Raw genomic sequence first — 18,067 nt, 5'->3', positions numbered from 1 at the left:
CCACCCTATGTCGGGTTGAGCAGACCCATCGACAGCAGGCCCATGAGCACGATGCCCAGCAGCAGCCGGTACCAGACGAACGCCGAGTAGCTGTGCTTGGAGACGTAGCGCAGCAGCCACGCGATGGTGGCGTAGCCGACCGCGAACGCCACGACCGTCGCCACGACCATCTGCGGCACCGACGCGGCGTTGGGCTCGGAGCGGTCCAGCACGTCCGGGATGGAGAAGATGCCCGCGCCGAACACCGCCGGCAGCGCCAGCAGGAACGAGTAGCGCGCGGCGGCGGCCCGGTCCAGGCCGAGGAACAGGCCGGCGGTGAGCGTGCCGCCGGAACGGGACACGCCCGGGATCAGCGCCAGCGCCTGCGCCAGGCCCATGCCGACCGCGTCCTTGAGCTCCAGCTTGGTGCGCGCGTGCTTGGCGACGTGGTCGGCCAGGCCCAGCAGCAGGCCGAACACCACCAGCACGGTCGCGGTGATCCACAGGTTGCGCAGCTGGCTGCGGATCTCGTCCTTGAAGATGTAGCCCAGCACGCTGATCGGGATGGACCCGATGATCACGTACCAGGCCATCCGGTAGTCCTCGGTCTGCCGCGCGGCCTTGCTGAACAGCCCCTTGAACCACGCGGCGATGAAGTTGCCGATGTCCTTGGCGAAGTAGATGAGCACCGCCAGCTCGGTGCCCAGCTGGATGACGGCGGTGAACGACGCGCCGGCGTCGTTGCCGAAGAACAACGTCGACACGATCCGCACGTGCGCCGACGACGAAATAGGCAGGAATTCCGTCAGTCCTTGGACGAGTCCGAGAACCAGAGCCTGCAACCAGCTCAACTACCCACTCCTGCCAGATCCAATGCCTCGGACGCGGTACGCAGTGCCGCGATCCCCTGATCGAGATCTTGCAGCATGGGCGAAACCGTCAGCGTGGTGACCCCCGCTTCGGCGTAGGCCCGCATCCGCTCGGCGATCCGCTCGCGCGGTCCGAGCAGCGAGGTCGCGTCCAGGAACTCCACCGGCAGCGCGGCCATCGCGCCGTCGTAGTCCCTGGCCAGGTACCGGTCCTGGACCTCGGCGGCCTCGGCGGGGAAGCCCATCCGGACGGCCAGGTCGTTGTAGAAGTTCTTCTCCCGGCTGCCCATGCCGCCCACGTACAGCGCCGCGTACGGGCGCACCCGGTCGGCGCAGGCCCGCCAGTCGTCGCCGGTGGACAGCGGCACGGTGGGCACGACGTCGAACCCGTCGAGCGTCCGGCCGACCTTGGCCCGGCCCGTCCGCAACGCCTCGATCGACGCGCCGGAGTGCTCCGGGGAGAAGAAGATGCCCAGCCAGCCGTCCGCGATCTCGCCGGTCAGCTCGACGTTCTTCGGGCCGATCGAGGCGAGGTAGACGGGGATGTCCTCGCGCACCGGGTGCACGGTGAGGGCGAGCGCCTTGCCGGGCCCGTCGGGCAGCGGCAGGGTGTAGTGCCGCCCGTCGTAGCGCAGCCGCTCCCGGCGCAGCGCGGCGCGCACGATGTCGACGTACTCGCGGGTGCGGCCCAGCGGCTTGTCGAAGCGGACGCCGTGCCAGCCCTCGGAGACCTGCGGCCCGGACACGCCCAGCCCGAGCCGGAACCGGCCGCCGGACAGGGTGTCGAGGGTGGCGGCGGTCATCGCGGCGGTGGCCGGCGTCCGGGCGGGGATCTGCAGGATCGCGCTGCCGACGTCCACCCGCTCGGTCTGCGCGGCCACCCAGGCCAGCACGGTCGGGGCGTCGGAGCCGTACGCCTCGGCGGCCCACACCACCGCGTAGCCCAGCCGGTCGGCTTCCTTGGCCAGTTCGAGGTTCGCGGCGTCGTTGCCCGCGCCCCAGTACCCGAGGTTCAGTCCCAGTCGCACGGGACCGGACCCTACCGGCGGGTAACCGAATGCGCCAGAGGGCCTCCCCCAGGACCCCGCCGACCCATTCCGAGAACGGTCCGAGACCGGTCCGACCGGCGTTTTCCGGGAATGGCGGACAGCGATTTCCCGGCCCTACCCGTGCGGGTGAACACGCGCGGGCGGGAAGGCACCGCGCGCCACCCGCCCGACGATCACCCTTTAGGCTTCGTCGTGTGGAACAGCGATACCTCGGCCGCAGCGGACTGCGGGTGTCCCGGACCGCCCTGGGGACGATGAGCTGGGGCCGCGACACCGACGCGGACGAGGCCGCCACCCAGCTCCTGGCCTTCACCGAGGCCGGCGGCACGCTGGTGGACACCGCCGACGTCTACGCCGAGGGCGAGGGCGAGCGCGTCCTGGGCAGCCTGCTCGGCGAGGTCGTGCCGCGCGAGGAGCTGGTCATCGCCACCAAGGCCGTGGCCCGGCGCAACGACGGCCCGTTCGGCGGCGGCGCGTCGCGCGGCGCGCTGCTGGGCGCGCTGGACGGCTCGCTGCGCCGGCTCGGCGTCGACCACGTCGACCTGTGGCAGCTGCACGCGTGGGACGCGGCGGTGCCGCTGGAGGAGACGCTGTCCGCGCTGGACGCGGCCGTCGCCTCGGGCAAGGTCCGCTACGCCGGGGTCTCGAACTACTCGGGCTGGCAGCTCGGCACGGCCGCCGCGCTGCCCGGCCACACCCGGATCGTCTCCACCCAGGTCGAGTACTCGCTGCTGGAACGCGGCGTGGAGCGCGAGGTCGTGCCGGCCGCCGAGCACCACGGCATCGGCCTGCTGCCGTGGGCCCCGCTGGGCCGGGGCGTGCTGACCGGCAAGTACCGCAACGGCACCCCGGCCGACTCGCGGGGCGCGTCGGCGCACCTGGCCGGGTACGTGGAGCAGCACCGCACGGAACGCGCGGCGCGGATCGTGCAGGCGGTGGCGACGGCGGCGGACGGCCTGGGCACCTCGCCGCTGTGCGTGGCGCTGGCGTGGGTGCGCGACCGGCCGGGCGTGGTGTCGCCCGTGGTGGGCGCGCGGGACACCAACCAGCTGCTGGGCTCGCTGGCGGCCGAGGAGCTGACCCTGCCGCCGGCGATCCGGGCGGCGCTGGACGACGTGAGCGCGGTGGAGTTCGGCTACCCCGAGCGCCCGATGGGCTGACCGCCGGGCGGCGCCGGGAGCCCGGCGTTCCCGGTGCGACGGGCCGCGTGCCCGGTCGGGAGGTCGGCCGGGACGTGGAGCGGAGTGCCACTGCGGTCGGACGTCGACGCCCCCGTGGTGCGGCACCTTCGGCGGGGTGGGGCGGAGGCCGACTCCACCGAGGTCAGATCCGCACCTCGTCGGCCAGCCGGAACCACTCGCGGACGCCGCCGAGCTGGTCCTCCAGCCACGTGGCGACGTCGGCTGCGAGGTCGAGTGCGCGCGGCGTGCGGGCCTGGTCGGCCAGGTGCTCCACGAGCGACTGGATCCGGCGGACCGGCGGCGGGTGGCTGCCCGCGAACGGCACGACCAGGCCGCGCTCCTCGGCCAGCCGGTCGACCACCTCGTGCAGGAACAGCACCAGCAGCACCGCGCCCACCAGGCACGGCTCGTGGACGTCCAGCTCGCGCGGGGCCAGGCCGTCCAGGGAGCGCAGCATGATCATCGCGGCGATCCGGTCCGCCTCGTGCTCGCGCGACCAGCCCACCGACTGCGCGTCCAGCGCGCCGACCGGGGTGTGGGGGTCGGTCCAGCGGCGCGCGCCGACCAGGTGCCCGGCCAGCACGTGGCCGACCTCGTGGGCGATGACGAACTGGGTGGCCCGGCGCAGCATCAGGCCGACCAGGGCGGGCCGCTGGCCGGACAGCTCGGGCAGCGGCCGGGCCTCGACCGCGCCGTTGCCGTACAGGTAGGCGTTGACCGCCTCGGCGAGCGCGTAGGACGCCTGCTCGGAGGTCAGCAGCGGCGGCGTGCCGTAGTTGGGCAGCGCGCAGGTCATGATCTTGAGCACGGCGGCGACCAGGTCGAGGAGCCCGCTGTTGACCAGCACGAGCACGCCCCGGCCGGGCACCGGCACGGACAGGCCGTCCAGGGTGCCGGTCGGGAACACGCCGGCCAGCACGGGCGTGGCGACCGCCCAGCCCGCCGCGCGGGCCAGGTGCAGCACCTCCGGCTGGAGGGCGTCCAGCGTGCGCTGGAGGTCGTGCAGGTGGTCGCGCCGGTACGCGGCGGGCCGGTCGCGCACGTCGGCGAGGCGCACCAGCCTGGTCCGGACCGGCTCGCACGCCACCTGGGTCCACGTGTGGTACCGGCCCGCCGGGTGGCCGCCGGCGGCGCGGCCCGCCGGCGCGCGCGCCGGGTCCAGGTGGTCCACCACCCGCCGGTCCCGCAGCAGTTCCCCGTGCCTGGCCCGCAACTCCTCGACCGTCATCCGCGACGCCTCCCGGTTCCACCTGGGATAGTCGCCGAAAGGCCCGCCGGGGTACGGGTGGACGCCGACTACCACCCTCCCAGACCAACGACAACACCCTCCCCCCTGCGTGACGATGGTGGATTCGTGATGGATGCTGGGAGGACGATTCGCGTTCGGGTTAGCTGGAGGTTCGACGTTGCGCCGACTGGCCGCGGTAGTGCTCACCGGAACCGCGCTGCTCTCCGGCTGCTCCACCGAGGGGGACTCCGGCGACCCGTTGCAGGTGGCCAACTCGCTGGAACCGGCCCGGCCCGCGGTGTCCCCCGCGCAGCCCGGCACGCCGGACGGGGCGGTGCTCCCGCTGGGCCGCGCGACGGCCGTCGCGGTGGCCGGCGGGCGGGTCGCGGTGGCCGTGGCCGAGCCGCCTTCGGTGCTGCTGTACCCGCTGGACACCCTGGCCGACCCGGTCGTGGTGCCGCTGCCCGGCCCGGCCGAGCGGCTGACCGCGCTGGACGGTGCGGTGGAGGCACCGGTGCCCGGCAGCGGGGTCGTGGTGACCGTCCGGGCGGACGGCACCGCCACCCGGCGCGAGGTGGCCGGCGGCCCGGTGGACGTGGCCGTGGTGGGCGGCCGGACGGTCGTGGCCCGCCGGGACGCCCGGCTGGTCGACGTGGACGACCGGGCGGTGACCGGGGTGTCCAGCCCGGACCAGGTGGTCGGCGTGGGCGACGAGGCCGTGGTGCTGGACCGGCCGCGCAGCGCCGTGTTCGACCTGCGCCTGTCCGCCGACCCCGACCCGGACCGCAGCGGTCCGCGCCTGGGGGCGGGGCTGCGCGCGGGCGACGGCGCGACGTCGATGGTGGCCGACCGGTTCGGCCGGGTGTTCGTGGTGGACACGCGCGGCGGCGAGCTGATGGCGTTCTCGGTGGACCCGCTGATCATGCGGCAGCGCTACCCGGTGCCGGGTGCGCCCTACGGCATCGCCTACGACCGGCAGCGGGACCTGGTGTGGGTCACGCTGACCGGGCTCAACCAGGTGGTGGCCTTCGACGTCGCGGGCGGGGAGCCGGTGGAGAAGCACCGGTACGCCACGGTCCGCCAGCCGGATTCGGTGGCGGTTGATCCAGGCAGCGGGCGCGTGTTCGTCGCGTCCGGGGACGGCCAAGGGATGCAGGTGATCGGGACATGACCGACGGGGTGGTCGACGGGGACTGGGAGTACCGGCCGTTGCGGCTGCCGGCCGGTGTCTCCCGTCGCACGGCGACGACGCAGCTCGCGATCCACGCGGAGTTCTCGGGCTGGGAGCTGTCCCGGACGCTGCTGTTCGGCGACGGCTCCCGGAAGGTGTGGCTGCGCCGCAAGCGCACGGCCGCCGCCCTGCCGGACGTGATCACCTAGTTCGCGCAGGTCAGAGCACGTACCACAGGTGTGGTACCACACCTGTGGTGGTCAGTCGGTGTCGGTGAGCGCCGCAGCGGGGTCGCGTCCCGCGCTGCCGGCGGGCTCCCACCCGCCCGACCGCGCGCGGTACGGGTACCAGCGGCCGTCCCGGCCGTAGCGCACCTGCCGGTCGCGCACGGTCCACCGGTTGCGCCAGACCGCCGCCTCGGGCAAGTCCGCCTCCCGCCACGCGGCGTGCGCGCGGTGCGCGTCGGCCTTCGCCGGCGTCCACGGCTCCTCCAGCACCTCCAGCCCCACCGGTCCGCCCTGCCGCCACGCGGCAACCTCGCGCGCCGAAGCGGGCAGCCGGGCGGCCAGGCCGGGGTGGCCGGCCGCCATCCGGATGGCGTCCCGGCGCTCGTCGAGCACCGGCAGCCGGCCGGTGAGCAGCAGGTCGCGGGCCTTGGCGGCGGCGTCGGCGACGAGCAGGGCCAGCGCCTCGACGTCGAGCCCGTCGACGGGCTCGAACTCGGGCAGCGGGCCCGGCTCGGCCGGCGGCGGGTCGTCGGGCAGGTCGGCGGGCGGCGCGGCGAAGGCGTCGACCGCGCGGACGCCGGCGGCCGGCCGGGCCCCGGCGACCACCTCGTCCTGGGCGCGACCGCGCAGCAGGAGCAGCACCCACGGGTCGGCGTCGAGCAGCCACGACGCCTGGTGGCACAGCGCGGCGGCGTGCCGGCAGGGCAGCTCCCAGCCGGGGCAGGTGCACTCCGGGTCGAGGTCGCCGATCCCGGGCAGCAGCCGCACGCCCGCGTCGTCGGCGGCCTCGGCCAGCTCGCGGGGCATCTCCCGGTCCAGCAGCGCGGCCAGGTGGCCCGCCTTGGCCGCGACCTGGCCGAGGAAGCGCCGCCACTCGGCGTCGGTGAACGGGGTCAGCCGCACGGTGGTGTGGTAGGTGTCCTCGGTGTCGTAGACGGTCGCGGAGAGCAGGCCGGGGCTGACCGTGATGGTGCCGACCAGCCCGGCGTGGGCGTACTTGCGGCCCTGCCGCAGCGGGGCCTGGTCCAGCGAGGTGTCCTCGACGGCCTGCGACCAGGCGCGGCCCCACCACGAGCGGGCGTGCCGCACGCCCTTGCCGAACGCCGGGAACCCCTTCACGCGCTCCGTCACGCCCCACCCCTCAGCTCGACCAGGTCGGCCAGTTCGTCGTCGGTCAGCTCGGTGAACGCGGCCTCGCCCCGGGTCAGCACGGCGTCGGCGAGGGCGCGCTTGGCGCGCAGCATCCCGGCGATCCGGTCCTCGACGGTCCCCTCGGCGATGAGCCGGTGCACCTGCACCGGCCGGGTCTGGCCGATGCGGTACGCGCGGTCGGTGGCCTGGTCCTCCACGGCCGGGTTCCACCAGCGGTCGTAGTGCACGACGTGGTCGGCGCGGGTGAGGTTGAGGCCGGTGCCGGCGGCCTTGAGGGAGAGCAGAAACACCGGGTCCTCGCCCGCCTGGAAGCGGCGCACCATCTCCTCGCGGGCGGGCACCGGGGTGCCGCCGTGCAGGAGTTGGCTGCTCACGCCGCGCGCGGCGAGGTGCCTGCCGATGAGCCGGGCCATCGCCACGTACTGGGTGAACACCAGCACCGCGCCGTCCTCGGCGAGGATCGCGTCCACCAGCTCGTCGAGCAGCTCCAGCTTGCCGGAGCGGCCGGCGAGCACCGGCTCGGCCTCCTTGAGGTACTGGGCGGGGTGGTTGCACACCTGCTTGAGGGCGGTGAGCAGCTTGACGATCCGGCCGCGCCGGGCCAGGCCGTCGGCCTCGGCGACCTCGGCCATCAGCTCGCGCACCACCGCCTCGTACAGCGCGGCCTGCTCGCGGGTGAGGGCGACCGGCTGGTCGGTCTCGGTCTTGGGCGGCAGCTCGGGCGCGATGCCGGGGTCGGACTTGCGCCGGCGCAGCAGGAACGGCCTGATCAGGGCGGCGAACCGGGCGGCGGCGACGGGGTCGCGGTCGGCCTCGACCGGTTTGGCCCAGCGCGCCTTGAACGCGGGCAGCGTGCCCAGCAGGCCGGGCGTGGTCCAGTCGAGCACGGCCCACAGCTCGGTGAGGCTGTTCTCGACCGGGGTGCCGGTGAGCGCGACGCGGGCGGGCGAGGGGATGCGGCGCAGCGCCTTGGCGGTCTCCGACGCGGGGTTCTTGACGTGCTGGGCCTCGTCGGCGACGACCATGCCCCACTCCACCTCGGCCAGCCGCGCGGCGTCGACCCGCATGGTGCCGTAGGTGGTGAGCACGAAGCCCTCGCGCGCGACCTCGCGGCGCGCGCCGTGGTAGCGGCGCACGGGCGTGCCGGGGGCGAAGCGCTCGATCTCGCGCTGCCAGTTGCCCAGCAGCGACGCCGGGCAGACCACGAGGGTGGGGCCGGCGGCGCGCAGCAGGTGCAGGGCGATCAGCGTGACCGTCTTGCCCAGGCCCATGTCGTCGGCCAGGCACCCGCCCAGGCCCAGCGAGGTCATCCGGTCCAGCCAGCGCAGGCCGCGCAGCTGGTAGTCGCGCAGCGTGGCCCGCAGAGCGGCGGGCGGCTCGACCGGTTCGGCGTCGAGCAGGGACAGCTTGGCGCGCAGCTCGTCGGGCCACCCGGTGGCGGCGACGGGGACCTGCTCGCCGTCGACCTCGGCGACGCCGGTCAGCGCCGCGCCCAGCGCGTCGATGGCGGTCACCGGCTTGAGCGCGCGCTCGCGGGCGCGGCGGGCCAGTTCGGGGTCGACCAGGGTCCACCGGTCGCGCAGCCGCACGACGGGCCGGTGGGCCTCGGCGAGCCGGTCGAGCTCCTCGGGGGTCAGCGGGTCGTCGCCGAGCGCGAGCTGCCAGTCCACGGAGGTGAGCTGGTCGGGGCCGAAGAACGAGGGCCGGTCGCCCCGGTCGCCGCCGAGGACGACCCGGGCGGACAGGTCGCGCACGAGGTCCTTGGGCCAGTGCACCTCGACGCCGACGGCGGCCAACCGCACCGCGCCGTCGCGCAGCAGGTGCTCCACGTCGGAGTCCAGCAGCGCCACCTCGTCGGGCACCGGCAGGTCGAGCAGGCGCTCCAGCGGCGACCACGCGCGGGCGGCCCGCCGGACGGCGACCATGGCGTCGGCCTGCGCCCGGCGGTCGGACCCGGCCCACAGCAGCGCCGCGTCGAGCACGCCGGCGGGGTCGGCGAGGCTGTGCACCTGGACGACCGCCCGCAGGGACTCCAGGCCCTCCAGCCGCAGCGAGACGCGGACGCCCTGGTCGGCCCAGTCGCGCAGGTGCGGCACCCGCTGCGGTGCGACGGCGGCGAACGCCGGGCCGCCGGCGGCGTGCACGGCCGCCGCGCCGCGCGGGGCGGTGTCGGCGACGGCGTCGAGGAAGGCGCGCAGCAGCGGTTCGGCCTCGGCCAGTTCCAGCGGGTCGCGGCCGGGCAGCGGCACGGCGCGGGCGTGCGCGGGCATGGCGGCGGCGAGGTCGTGCACGCGGCGGGTGTCGGCGGTGTCGAAGGGGCCCAGCCGCCAGGCGTCGAAGTCGCCCTCGGTGACGGCGGGCCGCACCCGGCCCCGGGCGACCAGGTGCAGGGCCAGCACGACGGCCGCGCCCCAGAACGCGGCGGCCGGGTGGGCGCGCGGGTCGCGGCGGGCCCGGGACAGCAGCGGCAGGGCGTCGGCGACCGGCAGCCGCAGCGCGGCGACGCGGGCGCGGGTGCCGTCCGGGCGGGCGACGTCGAGGTCGCCGGGGTGCTGCCCGGGGCCGGGTTCGGGCAGGTCGTCGCCGTAGAAGGCGACGGTCGACGTGCGGGGCGGGTCGGCTGGTTCGAAGACGACCGCGCAGCGTTCGAGACCGGTGTTCAGAGCTCCCCCTCAGCTACTCAAGTTTGAGTGTAGCCCAGCTCCCGGGCCGTCCGGGCGAGTCGCGCTCCCCCGCCATGGGGTACGCGCCCGCCGCCAACCGCTCCAGCAGCCCCCGCGTCCACGCCGCGCCGCTGTCGGCGGTGTGCTCCCACAGCCCGAACAGCTCCCGCACGTGCGGCGGCTCGGTCCACCCCCGGACCTCCGCGCGGGCCTGTGCGGCGCGCTCCTCCAGCGCGGCCAGCCGCTCCCGCAGCAGCGCCACCGCCTCCTGCCGGGTCAGCGACGGCAGCAGCGCCAGACCGGCCGCGAGCGTGTCCGGGCGGGTCTCCGGGCGGCGCAGCGCGTCGCGCAGCAGCCGCTGGAACTCCTGCTCGCCCTTCGCGGTGAGGGTGTAATCGGTGCGCGACGGCGGCACCGTCTCGTCCACCAGGCAGCCGTCCTTGGTCAACTGCTTGAGCGCGTGGTAGAGCGAGCCCCACTTGACGTTGGCCCACTCCCCCGCGCGCCACGACATCAGGTCGTTGCCGATCAGGTAGCCGTGCGCGCGGCCGTACCCGCGCACCACCCCGAGGACCAGCAGCCTCGTCGCCGACATCGCGTTCCCGTCCTGCCGTTAACCGGTTCCCGCGATCACGGTGGGCGGGCGAGGATGTCCGGGTGACCCCCGCCGTGATCACCGACGACCAGCGGCGTGCCCGACTGGGCACGCGCCATCTTCTCGCCACGCCCGCGACGACCGTCGAGCAGGTCGCCGACGCCCTGGTCGGGCTGCACGCCTCGGACCCCGCCTCGGTGTTCCTCTCCGCCCGCGCCCGCCTGGCCGACCCGTCCGTGCGCGCCGTCGAGGACGCCCTCTACCGGGACCGCAGCCTGGTCCGCCTGCTGTGCATGAGGCGCACCATGTTCGTCGTGACGGCGCGGTCCGCGCCCGTGGTCGACGCCGCCGCCGCCCGGCAGATCGCCGCCCAGGAGCGCGCCAAGCTGCTCAAGCACCTGGCCGACGGCGTCGGCTGGGACGCCGCGCGGCTCGCCGAGGTCGAACGGGACGTGCTCGCGGCGGTGGCCGCGCGCGGCGAGGCCACCGCCGTCGAACTCGGCCGGGACGTGCCCGCGCTGCTCGAACAGGTCGTGGCCTCCCCCGGCAAGCCCTACGAGGTGCGGCAGAACGTGTCGAGCCGCGTCCTGCGCGTGCTCGCCGCCGACGGCCGCATCCGCCGCGGCCGGCCGCGCGGGTCGTGGATCAGCAGCCAGTTCCGCTGGGAACCCGGCACCCCGTGGCCCGCGCTGGACGAGTCGGCCGCCCGCGCGGAGCTGGTCCGCCGGTGGCTGGCCGCCTACGGCCCCGGCACCGAGGCCGACCTCAAGTGGTGGACCGGCTGGTCGCTCGGCGCGGTCCGCAAGGCCCTCGCCGAGGTCGGCGCGGAGCAGGTCGCGCTGTCCGGCGGCACCGGGCACGTGCTGCCCGGCGACGTGGACGCGCCGGGTGCCGCGCCGTGGGTGGCCCTGCTGCCGGCGCTCGACCCGACCGCCATGGGCTGGCAGGCTCGCGACTGGTACCTGCCGCAGGACCTGCGGCCGGCGCTGTTCGACTACTCCGGCAACGTCGGCCCCACCGCGTGGGTGGACGGCGCCGTGGTCGGCGGCTGGGCGCAGCGCAAGGACGGCGAGGTCGTCTGGCGACCGCTGGTCGACGTGGGCCGCGAGGCCAGCGCCGCGCTCGACCGGGAGGCCGCCCGGCTGACCGGCTGGATGGACGGGACCCGCGTGGTGTCGCGGTTCCCCGCACCGCTGGAGAAGGAGCTGGTCCGGTGATCGACCTGCGCCCCCTGGACGACGACGGCGTCGAGCGACTGCTCGCGGTCGCCGCGGTCGACGCCGACCCCGCCGACGTGATGCCGCCCGGCTGGCGGCCCGAGCAGGCCGACGCGTTCCGCGCGTTCTACCGCGACCTGCGGCGGGACGCGTTCGAGATCACCGACGGCGACCGCACCCTCGGCATGGTCAGGCTGACCGGCAGCGGCGAGACCGGCCTGTGGGTGGCCCGCTCCGCCCGGGGCCGGGGCGTCGGCGTGACCGCGCTGTGCAAGGTCGTGCAGCGGGCGACGGCCCGCAACCTGTCGACCGTGCGCGCCGAGACCACCACCGCCAACACCGCCGCCCTCGCCGTGCTCCGGCGGGTCGGCGCGGCGCTGACCGTGGACGGCGACCGCGTGCACGCCGCGATCCGGGTGCCGGTCGAACCCGCCCTCGACCTGGCCGACCCCGCCCGGCTCGTCGTCGCCTACCTCGACTTCTACCGCGACACCCTGCTGCGCAAGGTCGACGGCCTGTCCGACGAGCAGGCGCGCACCAGCCTGGTGCCCTCCGGCTGGGCCCCGATCACCCTGGTCAAGCACCTGGGCCACGTCGAGCAGGGCTGGCTGCGCTGGTGCTTCGCCGGCGAGGACATCGTCAACGCGCGCGCCACCCCGGAGGGCCGCGTCGCGGAGTGGACCCTGGAGGAGGGCGAGACCGCCGAGGACGTCCGGGCCTTCTACCTGGAGCAGTGCGCCCGGTCGCGGGAGATCGTGGCCGGTGCCGACCTGGCCGACGTGGCCCGGCGCTGGGACCTCGACGCGTACCCCCGCCCGACCCTGGCGTGGATCCTGTTCCACCTGGTCCAGGAGTACGCCCGGCACGTCGGCCAGCTCGACGTGGTGCGCGAACTCACCGACGGGGTGGTCGGCGCGTAACCCCCGCCCCGGCGAGGTGGGTCACGACGGGCGCGCGGGCGCCACGGGTGCGCCCGACCGGCCGATCACGACGGTGGCGTCGACCTCGGCCGACCGCCGCACCTCGACCGCGAACCCGGCGGCGCGGAACGCGGTCGCCGTGTGCGCCGCCAGCCGTTCCCCGGTCTCCACCAGCAGCGCGCCGCCGGGGGCGAGCCACTGCGGGGCGTCCTCGACCACCCGCCGCTGCACGGCCAGGCCGTCGTGCCCGCCGTCCAGCGCCACCAGCGGTTCGTGGTCGCGCGCCTCCGGCGGCATCGTGCCGATCACGGCGGTCGGCACGTACGGCGCGTTGGCCACCACCACGTCCACCCGGCCGCGCAGCCCCCCGGGCAGCGCCGCGAACAGGTCGCCCTCGAACACCCGCGCCGGATCGAGGTTGCGCCGCGCGCACCGCACCGCCACCGGGTCCACGTCCGCCGCGTACACCTGCACCGACGCCTCGGCCGCCAGCGCCGCGCCCACCGCGCCCGACCCGCAGCACAGGTCCACCACCACCGAGCCCGGCCGCACCACCGGCACCGCGCACGCCACCAGGAACCCGGTCCGCCGGCGCGGCACGAACACCCCGGGCTCGACCGCGACCCGCAGCCCCCGGAACTCCGCCCAGCCCAGCACCTGCTCCAGCGGCAGGCCCGCGACCCGCCGTCCCACCAGCTCGGCCAGCGCGGCGGGCGTGGCCGCCGACTCCAGCAGCAACCGGGCCTCGTCCTCGGCGAACACGCACCCGGCGGCCCTCAGCCGCGCGACCACGGAGGAAAAATCGTCAACCAGCACCAGAAACGCCTTCCGCAAACCTGCGAACCCTAACCCACCGACCGCGCCACGGCGGCCTCGATGCCGTCGAGCAGCACCCGCAGGCCGACCTCGAAGTTCCAGTCGGCGTCCCGCTCCAGGTAGGGCGTGCAGTCGTCGGCCGCCGGCGGGTCGACCTCGCCGATCCACGTCGACAGCGGGAACCGCTCGCCGAACCCGCCGCCGAACTCCTCCAGCAGCGGCGAGCGGGCGAACCACCACTCCTCGTCGGACACGCCGGTCGCCCGCGCGGCCTGCCGGACGTCCGCGACCACGCCGGCCGCGCCGCGCACGAACTGGGTGACCGCGCCCGCCACGCCGCGCAGCACCGACCGCTCCAGACCCGTGCCGCGCAGGACCCGCAGCAGCACCTCCAGCGCGGCGAACTCGTGGGGCCCGAGCACCGGCCGCGCCTGCGACACCTGCAACACCCACGGGTGGCGCAGGTAGAACGCGCGCACGTCGGCCGCCCACGCCTCCAGCGCCGGCCGCCACCCCCGCTCCAGCGGGTAGTCGACGGGCAGCCGCCCCAGCGCCTTGTCGTACATCAGATCGACCAGCTCGGCCTTGTTCGGCACGTAGGTGTAGAGCGCCATCGCCGTGCGGCCCAGCCGCTCCCCCACCGCGCGCATCGACAGCGCCGCCATGCCGTGCTCGTCGGCGACCGCGATCGCCGCGTCCACGATCGCGTCGACGGTCAGGCCCGGTTTCGGCCCCGGCCGGTCCGGTCCGCCCCCGGCCGGCCGCCACAGCAGCGACATCGACCGGCGTGCGTCCCCCTGCCCGGCGTACAAGACCACTTGCGACTCCTTACACCATAAACTAACCTGTCCGGACTTTACGGCATAAACAAACATGGGGGAAGCAGGACATGGCCACCGCCGCCGACAGCCACGACGTCATCGAAGTCCGGGGCGCACGCGAGAACAACCTCAAGGACATCAGCGTCGACATCCCCAAGCGCCGGCTCACCGTCTTCACCGGCGTCTCCGGCTCCGGCAAGTCGTCACTCGTGTTCGGCACCATCGCCGCCGAGTCCCAGCGCCTGATCAACGAGACCTACACCGCGTTCGTCCAGTCCTTCATGCCCAGCCTCGGCCGCCCCGACGTCGACGCCCTGCGCAACCTCAGCGCCGCCATCGTCGTGGACCAGGAGCGCATGGGCGCCAACTCGCGCAGCACCGTCGGCACCGCCACCGACGCCCACACCATGCTGCGCATCCTGTTCAGCCGCCTCGGCACCCCGCACGTCGGCACCTCCGGCGCGTTCAGCTTCAACCTCCCCGAGGGCATGTGCCCCGAGTGCGAGGGCCTCGGCCGCGTCTCCACCATCGACGTCGACGAACTGGTCGACCGGGACAAGTCCCTCAACGAAGGCGCGATCAAGGTACCCGGCTTCACCCCCGACAACTGGTACGTGCAGGTCTACGCCGCCTCCGGCTTCGTCGACCCCGACGCCAAGCTCCGCGACTACACCGAGCAGCAGTGGGCCGACTTCCTGCACCGGGAGAACACCAAGGTCAAGGTCGGCAAGAACAACCTCAGCTACGAAGGGCTCGTGGTCAAGGTCCAGCGCCTCTACCTCGGCAAGGACCGCGAGTCGCTGCAACCCCACATCCGCACCTTCGTGGACCGCGCCGTCACCTTCACCGCCTGCCCCTCCTGCGGCGGCGCACGCCTCAACCAGGCCGCCCTGGCCTCCCGCATCGGCGACGTCAACATCGCCGACTGCTCCGCCATGCAGATCAGCGACCTCGCCGACTGGGTCGCCAAGATCGAGGACGACTCCGTCGCCCCGATGATCGCCGGCCTGCGCGAGACCCTCGACTCCCTGGTCGAGATCGGCCTGGGCTACCTCAGCCTCGACCGCCAGTCCGGCACCCTGTCCGGCGGCGAGGCCCAGCGCGTCAAGATGGTCCGCCACCTCGGCAGCGCCCTCACCGACGTCACCTACGTCTTCGACGAACCCACCGTCGGCCTGCACCCCCACGACATCCAGCGGATGAACGACCTGCTGATCCGCCTGCGCGACAAGGGCAACACCGTCCTGGTGGTCGAGCACAAGCCCGAGACCATCGAGATCGCCGACCACGTCGTCGACCTCGGCCCCGGCGCCGGCCGGCACGGCGGCGACCTCTGCTTCACCGGCGACGTCGCCGCCCTGCGCGCCTCCGACACCCTCACCGGCCGCCACCTCGACCACCGCGTCCGGCTGCGCGACCGGCCCCGCACCCCCACCGGGCAGCTCGCCATCACCGGCGCGACCCTGCACAACCTCCAGAACGTCTCGGTGGACATCCCGCTCGGCGTCCTCACCGTCGTCACCGGCGTCGCCGGCTCCGGCAAGAGCTCCCTCATCCACGGCTCCCTGGCCACCCGCGACGACGTGGTCACCGTCGACCAGTCCCCCATCCGGGGCTCCCGCCGCAGCAACCCCGCCACCTACACCGGCCTGCTCGACCACGTCCGCACCGCCTTCGCCCGCGCCAACGGCGTCAAACCCGCCCTGTTCAGCGCCAACTCCGAAGGCGCGTGCCCCAAGTGCAAGGGCCTCGGCGTGATCTACACCGACCTCGCCATGATGGCCGGCGTCGCCACCCCCTGCGAGGACTGCGGCGGCAAGCGGTTCACCGCCGAGGTCCTCGGCCACGAGCTGCGCGGGCGCGACATCAGCGAGGTCCTCGCCATGCCCGTCGCCGAGGCCCGCGACTTCTTCACCGAGAAGCAGGCCCGCGCCGTCCTCGACCGGCTCGCGGACGTCGGCCTCGGCTACCTCTCCCTCGGCCAGCCCCTCACCACCCTCTCCGGCGGCGAGCGGCAGCGCCTCAAGCTCGCCATCCACATGGGCGAGAAGGCATCCACCTACGTCCTGGACGAACCCACCACCGGCCTGCACCTCGCCGACGTCGACAAGCTGCTCGCCCTGCTCGACCGGCTCGTCGACGACGGCAACACCGTCATCGTCATCGAGCACCACCAGGCCGTCATGGCCCACGCCGACTGGATCGTGGACCTCGGCCCCGGCGCGGGCCACGACGGCGGCCGGGTCGTGTTCACCGGCTCCCCCGCCGACCTCGTCGCCCACGCCGATACCCTCACCGCCCGACACCTGCGCGCCTACGTGACCCGCACCTGACCGGACCGTGAGGAACACCAGCCCGTGCCACTCCTGCACGTCACCGCCGTCCACCCGGTGACCCCGCGCGTCGTGCGCGTCCGGTTCACCGGGGACGGCCTGGACGACTTCACCACCTGGCCCGACCAGCAGCTCAAGCTGCTGTTCCCCCGACCCGGCCACCCCGTGCCCGACCTGCCCGCCGACCAGTCCGACAGGTACGGCATGGCCTGGTACCAGGCGTACCGGGCCATCCCCGAGGCCGAACGCCCCTGGCTGCGCAGCTACACCGTCCGCGACCACCACCCCGGCACGCACGAGGTCGACGTGGACTTCGTGCTGCACGACCACCCCGGACCCGCCACCCGGTGGGCCCGGACCGCCGCACCCGGCGACACCCTCGGCCGCTACGGGCCGTCGGCCGTCTACCGCAAGACCCTCGGCCGGTCCGACTGGCTGCTCCTGGCCGGCGACGAGACCGCGATCCCGGCCATCGCGGGCCACCTCGCCGCGCTCCCCGCCGGCACCCGCGTCACCGCGTACGTCGAGGTCGACGGCCCCGCCGAGGAACAACCCCTCGACACCGCCGCCGACCTCGACCTGCACTGGGTGCACCGGCACTCGCCACCCGGCCTGGGCACCGCGCTGCTCGACGCCGTCCGCGCCGCCACCCCGCCCACCGGCAGCCCGTACGCCTGGCTGGCCGGCGAGGCGGGCGCGGTCCGCGCCGTGCGCCGCCACCTGATCGACGAGCGCGGCGTCGAGGAACGCCGGATCGACTTCACCGGCTACTGGCGGCACGCCCTCACCCAGGACGACCCGCCGACGGACGACGACCTGGCCGAGGCCCGGGAACGCGTCGCCACCGACTGACCCGGGATCTCCGGTCCGGTCGTGCCCGCGACCGGACCGGAGAACCGTCAGGCCGCCTTCGGGAAGTCCTTGCGCTTGATCTTCGCCCGCCGCCCGTCCGGGTGGTGGAACACGATTCCCTCGGCCAGGCTGCCCGGCGAGTACCGGCTCTCCAGCTCCGCCAGGTACCCGGCCAGCTCGTGGTAGCCGCGCGGCGCTCCCTCGTACACCGGGGCGGCCACGTCGAACGGCACGCACAGGTGCTCGGCCAGCCCCAGGGGGTTGCCCTGGATGCGCGGCCCGAGCGCCTCGCACGAGTGCTCGCCGTCCGGCCACCCGCTCACGTCGGTGCCGGCCGCCGCCGCGAGGACCCACTTGTCCTCGGCCGCGTCGGCGGAGGTGTCGACGTACCAGCCGTCCACGATCCCGAGCTGCTTCTGCTCCCGGCTGGGGTTGCGCCGCTTCTCCACCCGCACGAGGTGCCCGGCCCGCACGGTCAGCCGCACGTTGGTCCCGTCCAGCTTCTCGGTGCCCACGCCCTCGCCCGCGAAGACCCACGCGCACTCGGCCCGGGGCCGGTCCACGACCCGGAAGCGGTCGTCCCGCTCGAACAGCGTGGGGATCTTCTCCATGACAGGTCTTCCTCTCGACACTCCGCGTACCAGGTCCGCGTGGGTGACGGCACCCGCAGCGAGCCCCCCGGCCAGCGACCTGACCAGGTCGGCGACCGGCACACCCGCGTCCACGGCGGCGTGCTTGAGCGCCCGCTTCTCCTCCGGGGAGATCCAGGCGACCAGCCGGGACCACCCGTCGGGCGGTGTCCAGCGGGCCAGGCGTTCCGGGTCCTTGCGCGGCCTACCTCGGCCTTTGCCGTCGTCCACGCCGCTGAAAGTAACCGGTTGTGCCACTTGGCACAACCGATATTCGAGTGGTTCGGCCCCGGCTGCTCTTCGGTGCCCCGGCAGCCGATCACCAGGAGGAATGATTGATTTTATTCCACACTGAAGTTATAGGG

At 74.6% G+C, this 18,067-nt stretch carries 17 protein-coding genes; 8 read left to right on the top strand and 9 right to left on the bottom strand.

Annotated elements, in window-relative coordinates; translation table 11 throughout:
- Positions 1 to 5: 5 nt before the first annotated feature.
- Together AB0I60_RS22085 and AB0I60_RS22080 are read right to left on the bottom strand one after the other, a co-directional pair.
- Positions 6 to 830 carry an undecaprenyl-diphosphate phosphatase gene (locus AB0I60_RS22085; protein WP_360732492.1) on the bottom strand — a complete coding sequence of 275 codons (825 nt, stop codon included), beginning with the start codon at positions 828 to 830 and terminating at the stop codon, positions 6 to 8.
- Positions 827 to 1,876 (bottom strand): LLM class F420-dependent oxidoreductase, encoded by a 1,050-nt coding sequence (locus tag AB0I60_RS22080; protein WP_360732490.1) that lies wholly within the window; start codon positions 1,874 to 1,876, stop codon positions 827 to 829. The genes AB0I60_RS22085 and AB0I60_RS22080 overlap by 4 nt, the downstream gene beginning before the upstream one ends.
- A 215-nt stretch (positions 1,877 to 2,091) precedes the next feature.
- Between AB0I60_RS22080 and AB0I60_RS22075 the strand changes: the two genes are divergently transcribed.
- Positions 2,092 to 3,057 (top strand): aldo/keto reductase, encoded by a 966-nt coding sequence (locus AB0I60_RS22075; protein ID WP_360732489.1) that lies wholly within the window; start codon positions 2,092 to 2,094, stop codon positions 3,055 to 3,057.
- Positions 3,058 to 3,220: 163 nt separating this feature from the next.
- Here AB0I60_RS22075 and AB0I60_RS22070 read toward each other — a convergent pair whose 3' ends face one another.
- Positions 3,221 to 4,306 (bottom strand): hypothetical protein, encoded by a 1,086-nt coding sequence (locus AB0I60_RS22070; protein WP_360732487.1) that lies wholly within the window; start codon positions 4,304 to 4,306, stop codon positions 3,221 to 3,223.
- Between the two features lie 178 nt (positions 4,307 to 4,484).
- Between AB0I60_RS22070 and AB0I60_RS22065 the strand changes: the two genes are divergently transcribed.
- Both AB0I60_RS22065 and AB0I60_RS22060 read left to right on the top strand, forming a co-directional pair.
- Complete coding sequence (locus tag AB0I60_RS22065; RefSeq protein WP_360732485.1) at positions 4,485 to 5,477, top strand: hypothetical protein; 993 nt, start codon at positions 4,485 to 4,487, stop codon at positions 5,475 to 5,477.
- Positions 5,474 to 5,686: a DUF5703 family protein gene (locus tag AB0I60_RS22060; RefSeq protein WP_360732483.1), complete on the top strand. Its 213-nt coding sequence runs from the start codon at positions 5,474 to 5,476 to the stop codon at positions 5,684 to 5,686. The genes AB0I60_RS22065 and AB0I60_RS22060 overlap by 4 nt, the downstream gene beginning before the upstream one ends.
- A gap of 51 nt (positions 5,687 to 5,737) precedes the next feature.
- Here AB0I60_RS22060 and AB0I60_RS22055 read toward each other — a convergent pair whose 3' ends face one another.
- On the bottom strand, positions 5,738 to 6,835 hold the full coding sequence (locus tag AB0I60_RS22055; protein ID WP_360732481.1) for an SWIM zinc finger family protein: 1,098 nt from the start codon (positions 6,833 to 6,835) through the stop codon (positions 5,738 to 5,740).
- Positions 6,832 to 9,255: a DEAD/DEAH box helicase gene (locus AB0I60_RS22050; protein WP_360732479.1), complete on the bottom strand. Its 2,424-nt coding sequence runs from the start codon at positions 9,253 to 9,255 to the stop codon at positions 6,832 to 6,834. Before AB0I60_RS22050 ends, AB0I60_RS22055 begins: the two co-directional genes overlap by 4 nt.
- Between AB0I60_RS22050 and AB0I60_RS22045 the strand changes: the two genes are divergently transcribed.
- A complete protein-coding gene (locus AB0I60_RS22045; protein ID WP_360732477.1) occupies positions 9,241 to 9,546 on the top strand; it encodes a hypothetical protein in 306 nt (101 codons plus the stop codon). The genes AB0I60_RS22050 and AB0I60_RS22045 overlap by 15 nt on opposite strands.
- On the opposite strand, the gene AB0I60_RS22040 is transcribed toward AB0I60_RS22045, so the two are convergent.
- The gene (locus AB0I60_RS22040) at positions 9,533 to 10,114 is read right to left on the bottom strand and encodes a PadR family transcriptional regulator (RefSeq protein WP_360732476.1); all 582 of its coding nucleotides are present in this window, start codon (positions 10,112 to 10,114) and stop codon (positions 9,533 to 9,535) included. The two genes, AB0I60_RS22045 and AB0I60_RS22040, sit on opposite strands and share 14 nt — an antisense overlap.
- A gap of 62 nt (positions 10,115 to 10,176) precedes the next feature.
- On the opposite strand from AB0I60_RS22040, the gene AB0I60_RS22035 reads away from it, so the two are divergent.
- Both AB0I60_RS22035 and AB0I60_RS22030 read left to right on the top strand, forming a co-directional pair.
- Entirely contained in the window at positions 10,177 to 11,331 is a 1,155-nt protein-coding gene (locus AB0I60_RS22035; RefSeq protein WP_360732474.1) for a winged helix DNA-binding domain-containing protein, read from the top strand.
- Positions 11,328 to 12,251: a DinB family protein gene (locus tag AB0I60_RS22030; protein ID WP_360732472.1), complete on the top strand. Its 924-nt coding sequence runs from the start codon at positions 11,328 to 11,330 to the stop codon at positions 12,249 to 12,251. The genes AB0I60_RS22035 and AB0I60_RS22030 overlap by 4 nt, the downstream gene beginning before the upstream one ends.
- 21 nt (positions 12,252 to 12,272) lie before the next feature.
- Here AB0I60_RS22030 and AB0I60_RS22025 read toward each other — a convergent pair whose 3' ends face one another.
- Together AB0I60_RS22025 and AB0I60_RS22020 are read right to left on the bottom strand one after the other, a co-directional pair.
- Positions 12,273 to 13,085, bottom strand: a complete 813-nt coding sequence (locus AB0I60_RS22025) for a putative protein N(5)-glutamine methyltransferase (protein ID WP_360732470.1) — start codon at positions 13,083 to 13,085, stop codon at positions 12,273 to 12,275.
- A gap of 11 nt (positions 13,086 to 13,096) precedes the next feature.
- Entirely contained in the window at positions 13,097 to 13,885 is a 789-nt protein-coding gene (locus AB0I60_RS22020; protein ID WP_360732468.1) for a TetR/AcrR family transcriptional regulator, read from the bottom strand.
- 71 nt (positions 13,886 to 13,956) lie between these two features.
- Here AB0I60_RS22020 and AB0I60_RS22015 point away from each other — a divergent pair, with 71 nt between their 5' ends.
- Both AB0I60_RS22015 and AB0I60_RS22010 read left to right on the top strand, forming a co-directional pair.
- Positions 13,957 to 16,221, top strand: a complete 2,265-nt coding sequence (locus AB0I60_RS22015; RefSeq protein ID WP_360732465.1) for an excinuclease ABC subunit UvrA — start codon at positions 13,957 to 13,959, stop codon at positions 16,219 to 16,221.
- A 24-nt stretch (positions 16,222 to 16,245) separates the two neighbouring features.
- Positions 16,246 to 17,073: a siderophore-interacting protein gene (locus AB0I60_RS22010; protein WP_360732464.1), complete on the top strand. Its 828-nt coding sequence runs from the start codon at positions 16,246 to 16,248 to the stop codon at positions 17,071 to 17,073.
- 47 nt (positions 17,074 to 17,120) lie between these two features.
- On the opposite strand, the gene AB0I60_RS22005 is transcribed toward AB0I60_RS22010, so the two are convergent.
- On the bottom strand, positions 17,121 to 17,933 hold the full coding sequence (locus tag AB0I60_RS22005) for a hypothetical protein (protein ID WP_360732462.1): 813 nt from the start codon (positions 17,931 to 17,933) through the stop codon (positions 17,121 to 17,123).
- Positions 17,934 to 18,067 lie beyond the last annotated feature (134 nt).

The sequence above is a fragment of the Actinosynnema sp. NPDC050436 genome, from assembly GCF_040655415.1.
Taxonomy (GTDB): Bacteria; Actinomycetota; Actinomycetes; order Mycobacteriales; family Pseudonocardiaceae; genus Actinosynnema.
The sequence above is the reverse complement of the archived record's forward strand: the minus strand, read 5'-3'. Positions and strand labels throughout refer to the sequence as shown.

Coding starts and splice junctions, on each gene's coding strand:
- AB0I60_RS22070 (WP_360732487.1), bottom strand. CDS start 4,306: ATGACGGTCGAGGAGTTGCGGGCCAGGCACGGGGAACTGCTGCGGGAC.
- AB0I60_RS22060 (WP_360732483.1), top strand. CDS start 5,474: ATGACCGACGGGGTGGTCGACGGGGACTGGGAGTACCGGCCGTTGCGG.
- AB0I60_RS22040 (WP_360732476.1), bottom strand. CDS start 10,114: ATGTCGGCGACGAGGCTGCTGGTCCTCGGGGTGGTGCGCGGGTACGGC.
- AB0I60_RS22015 (WP_360732465.1), top strand. CDS start 13,957: ATGGCCACCGCCGCCGACAGCCACGACGTCATCGAAGTCCGGGGCGCA.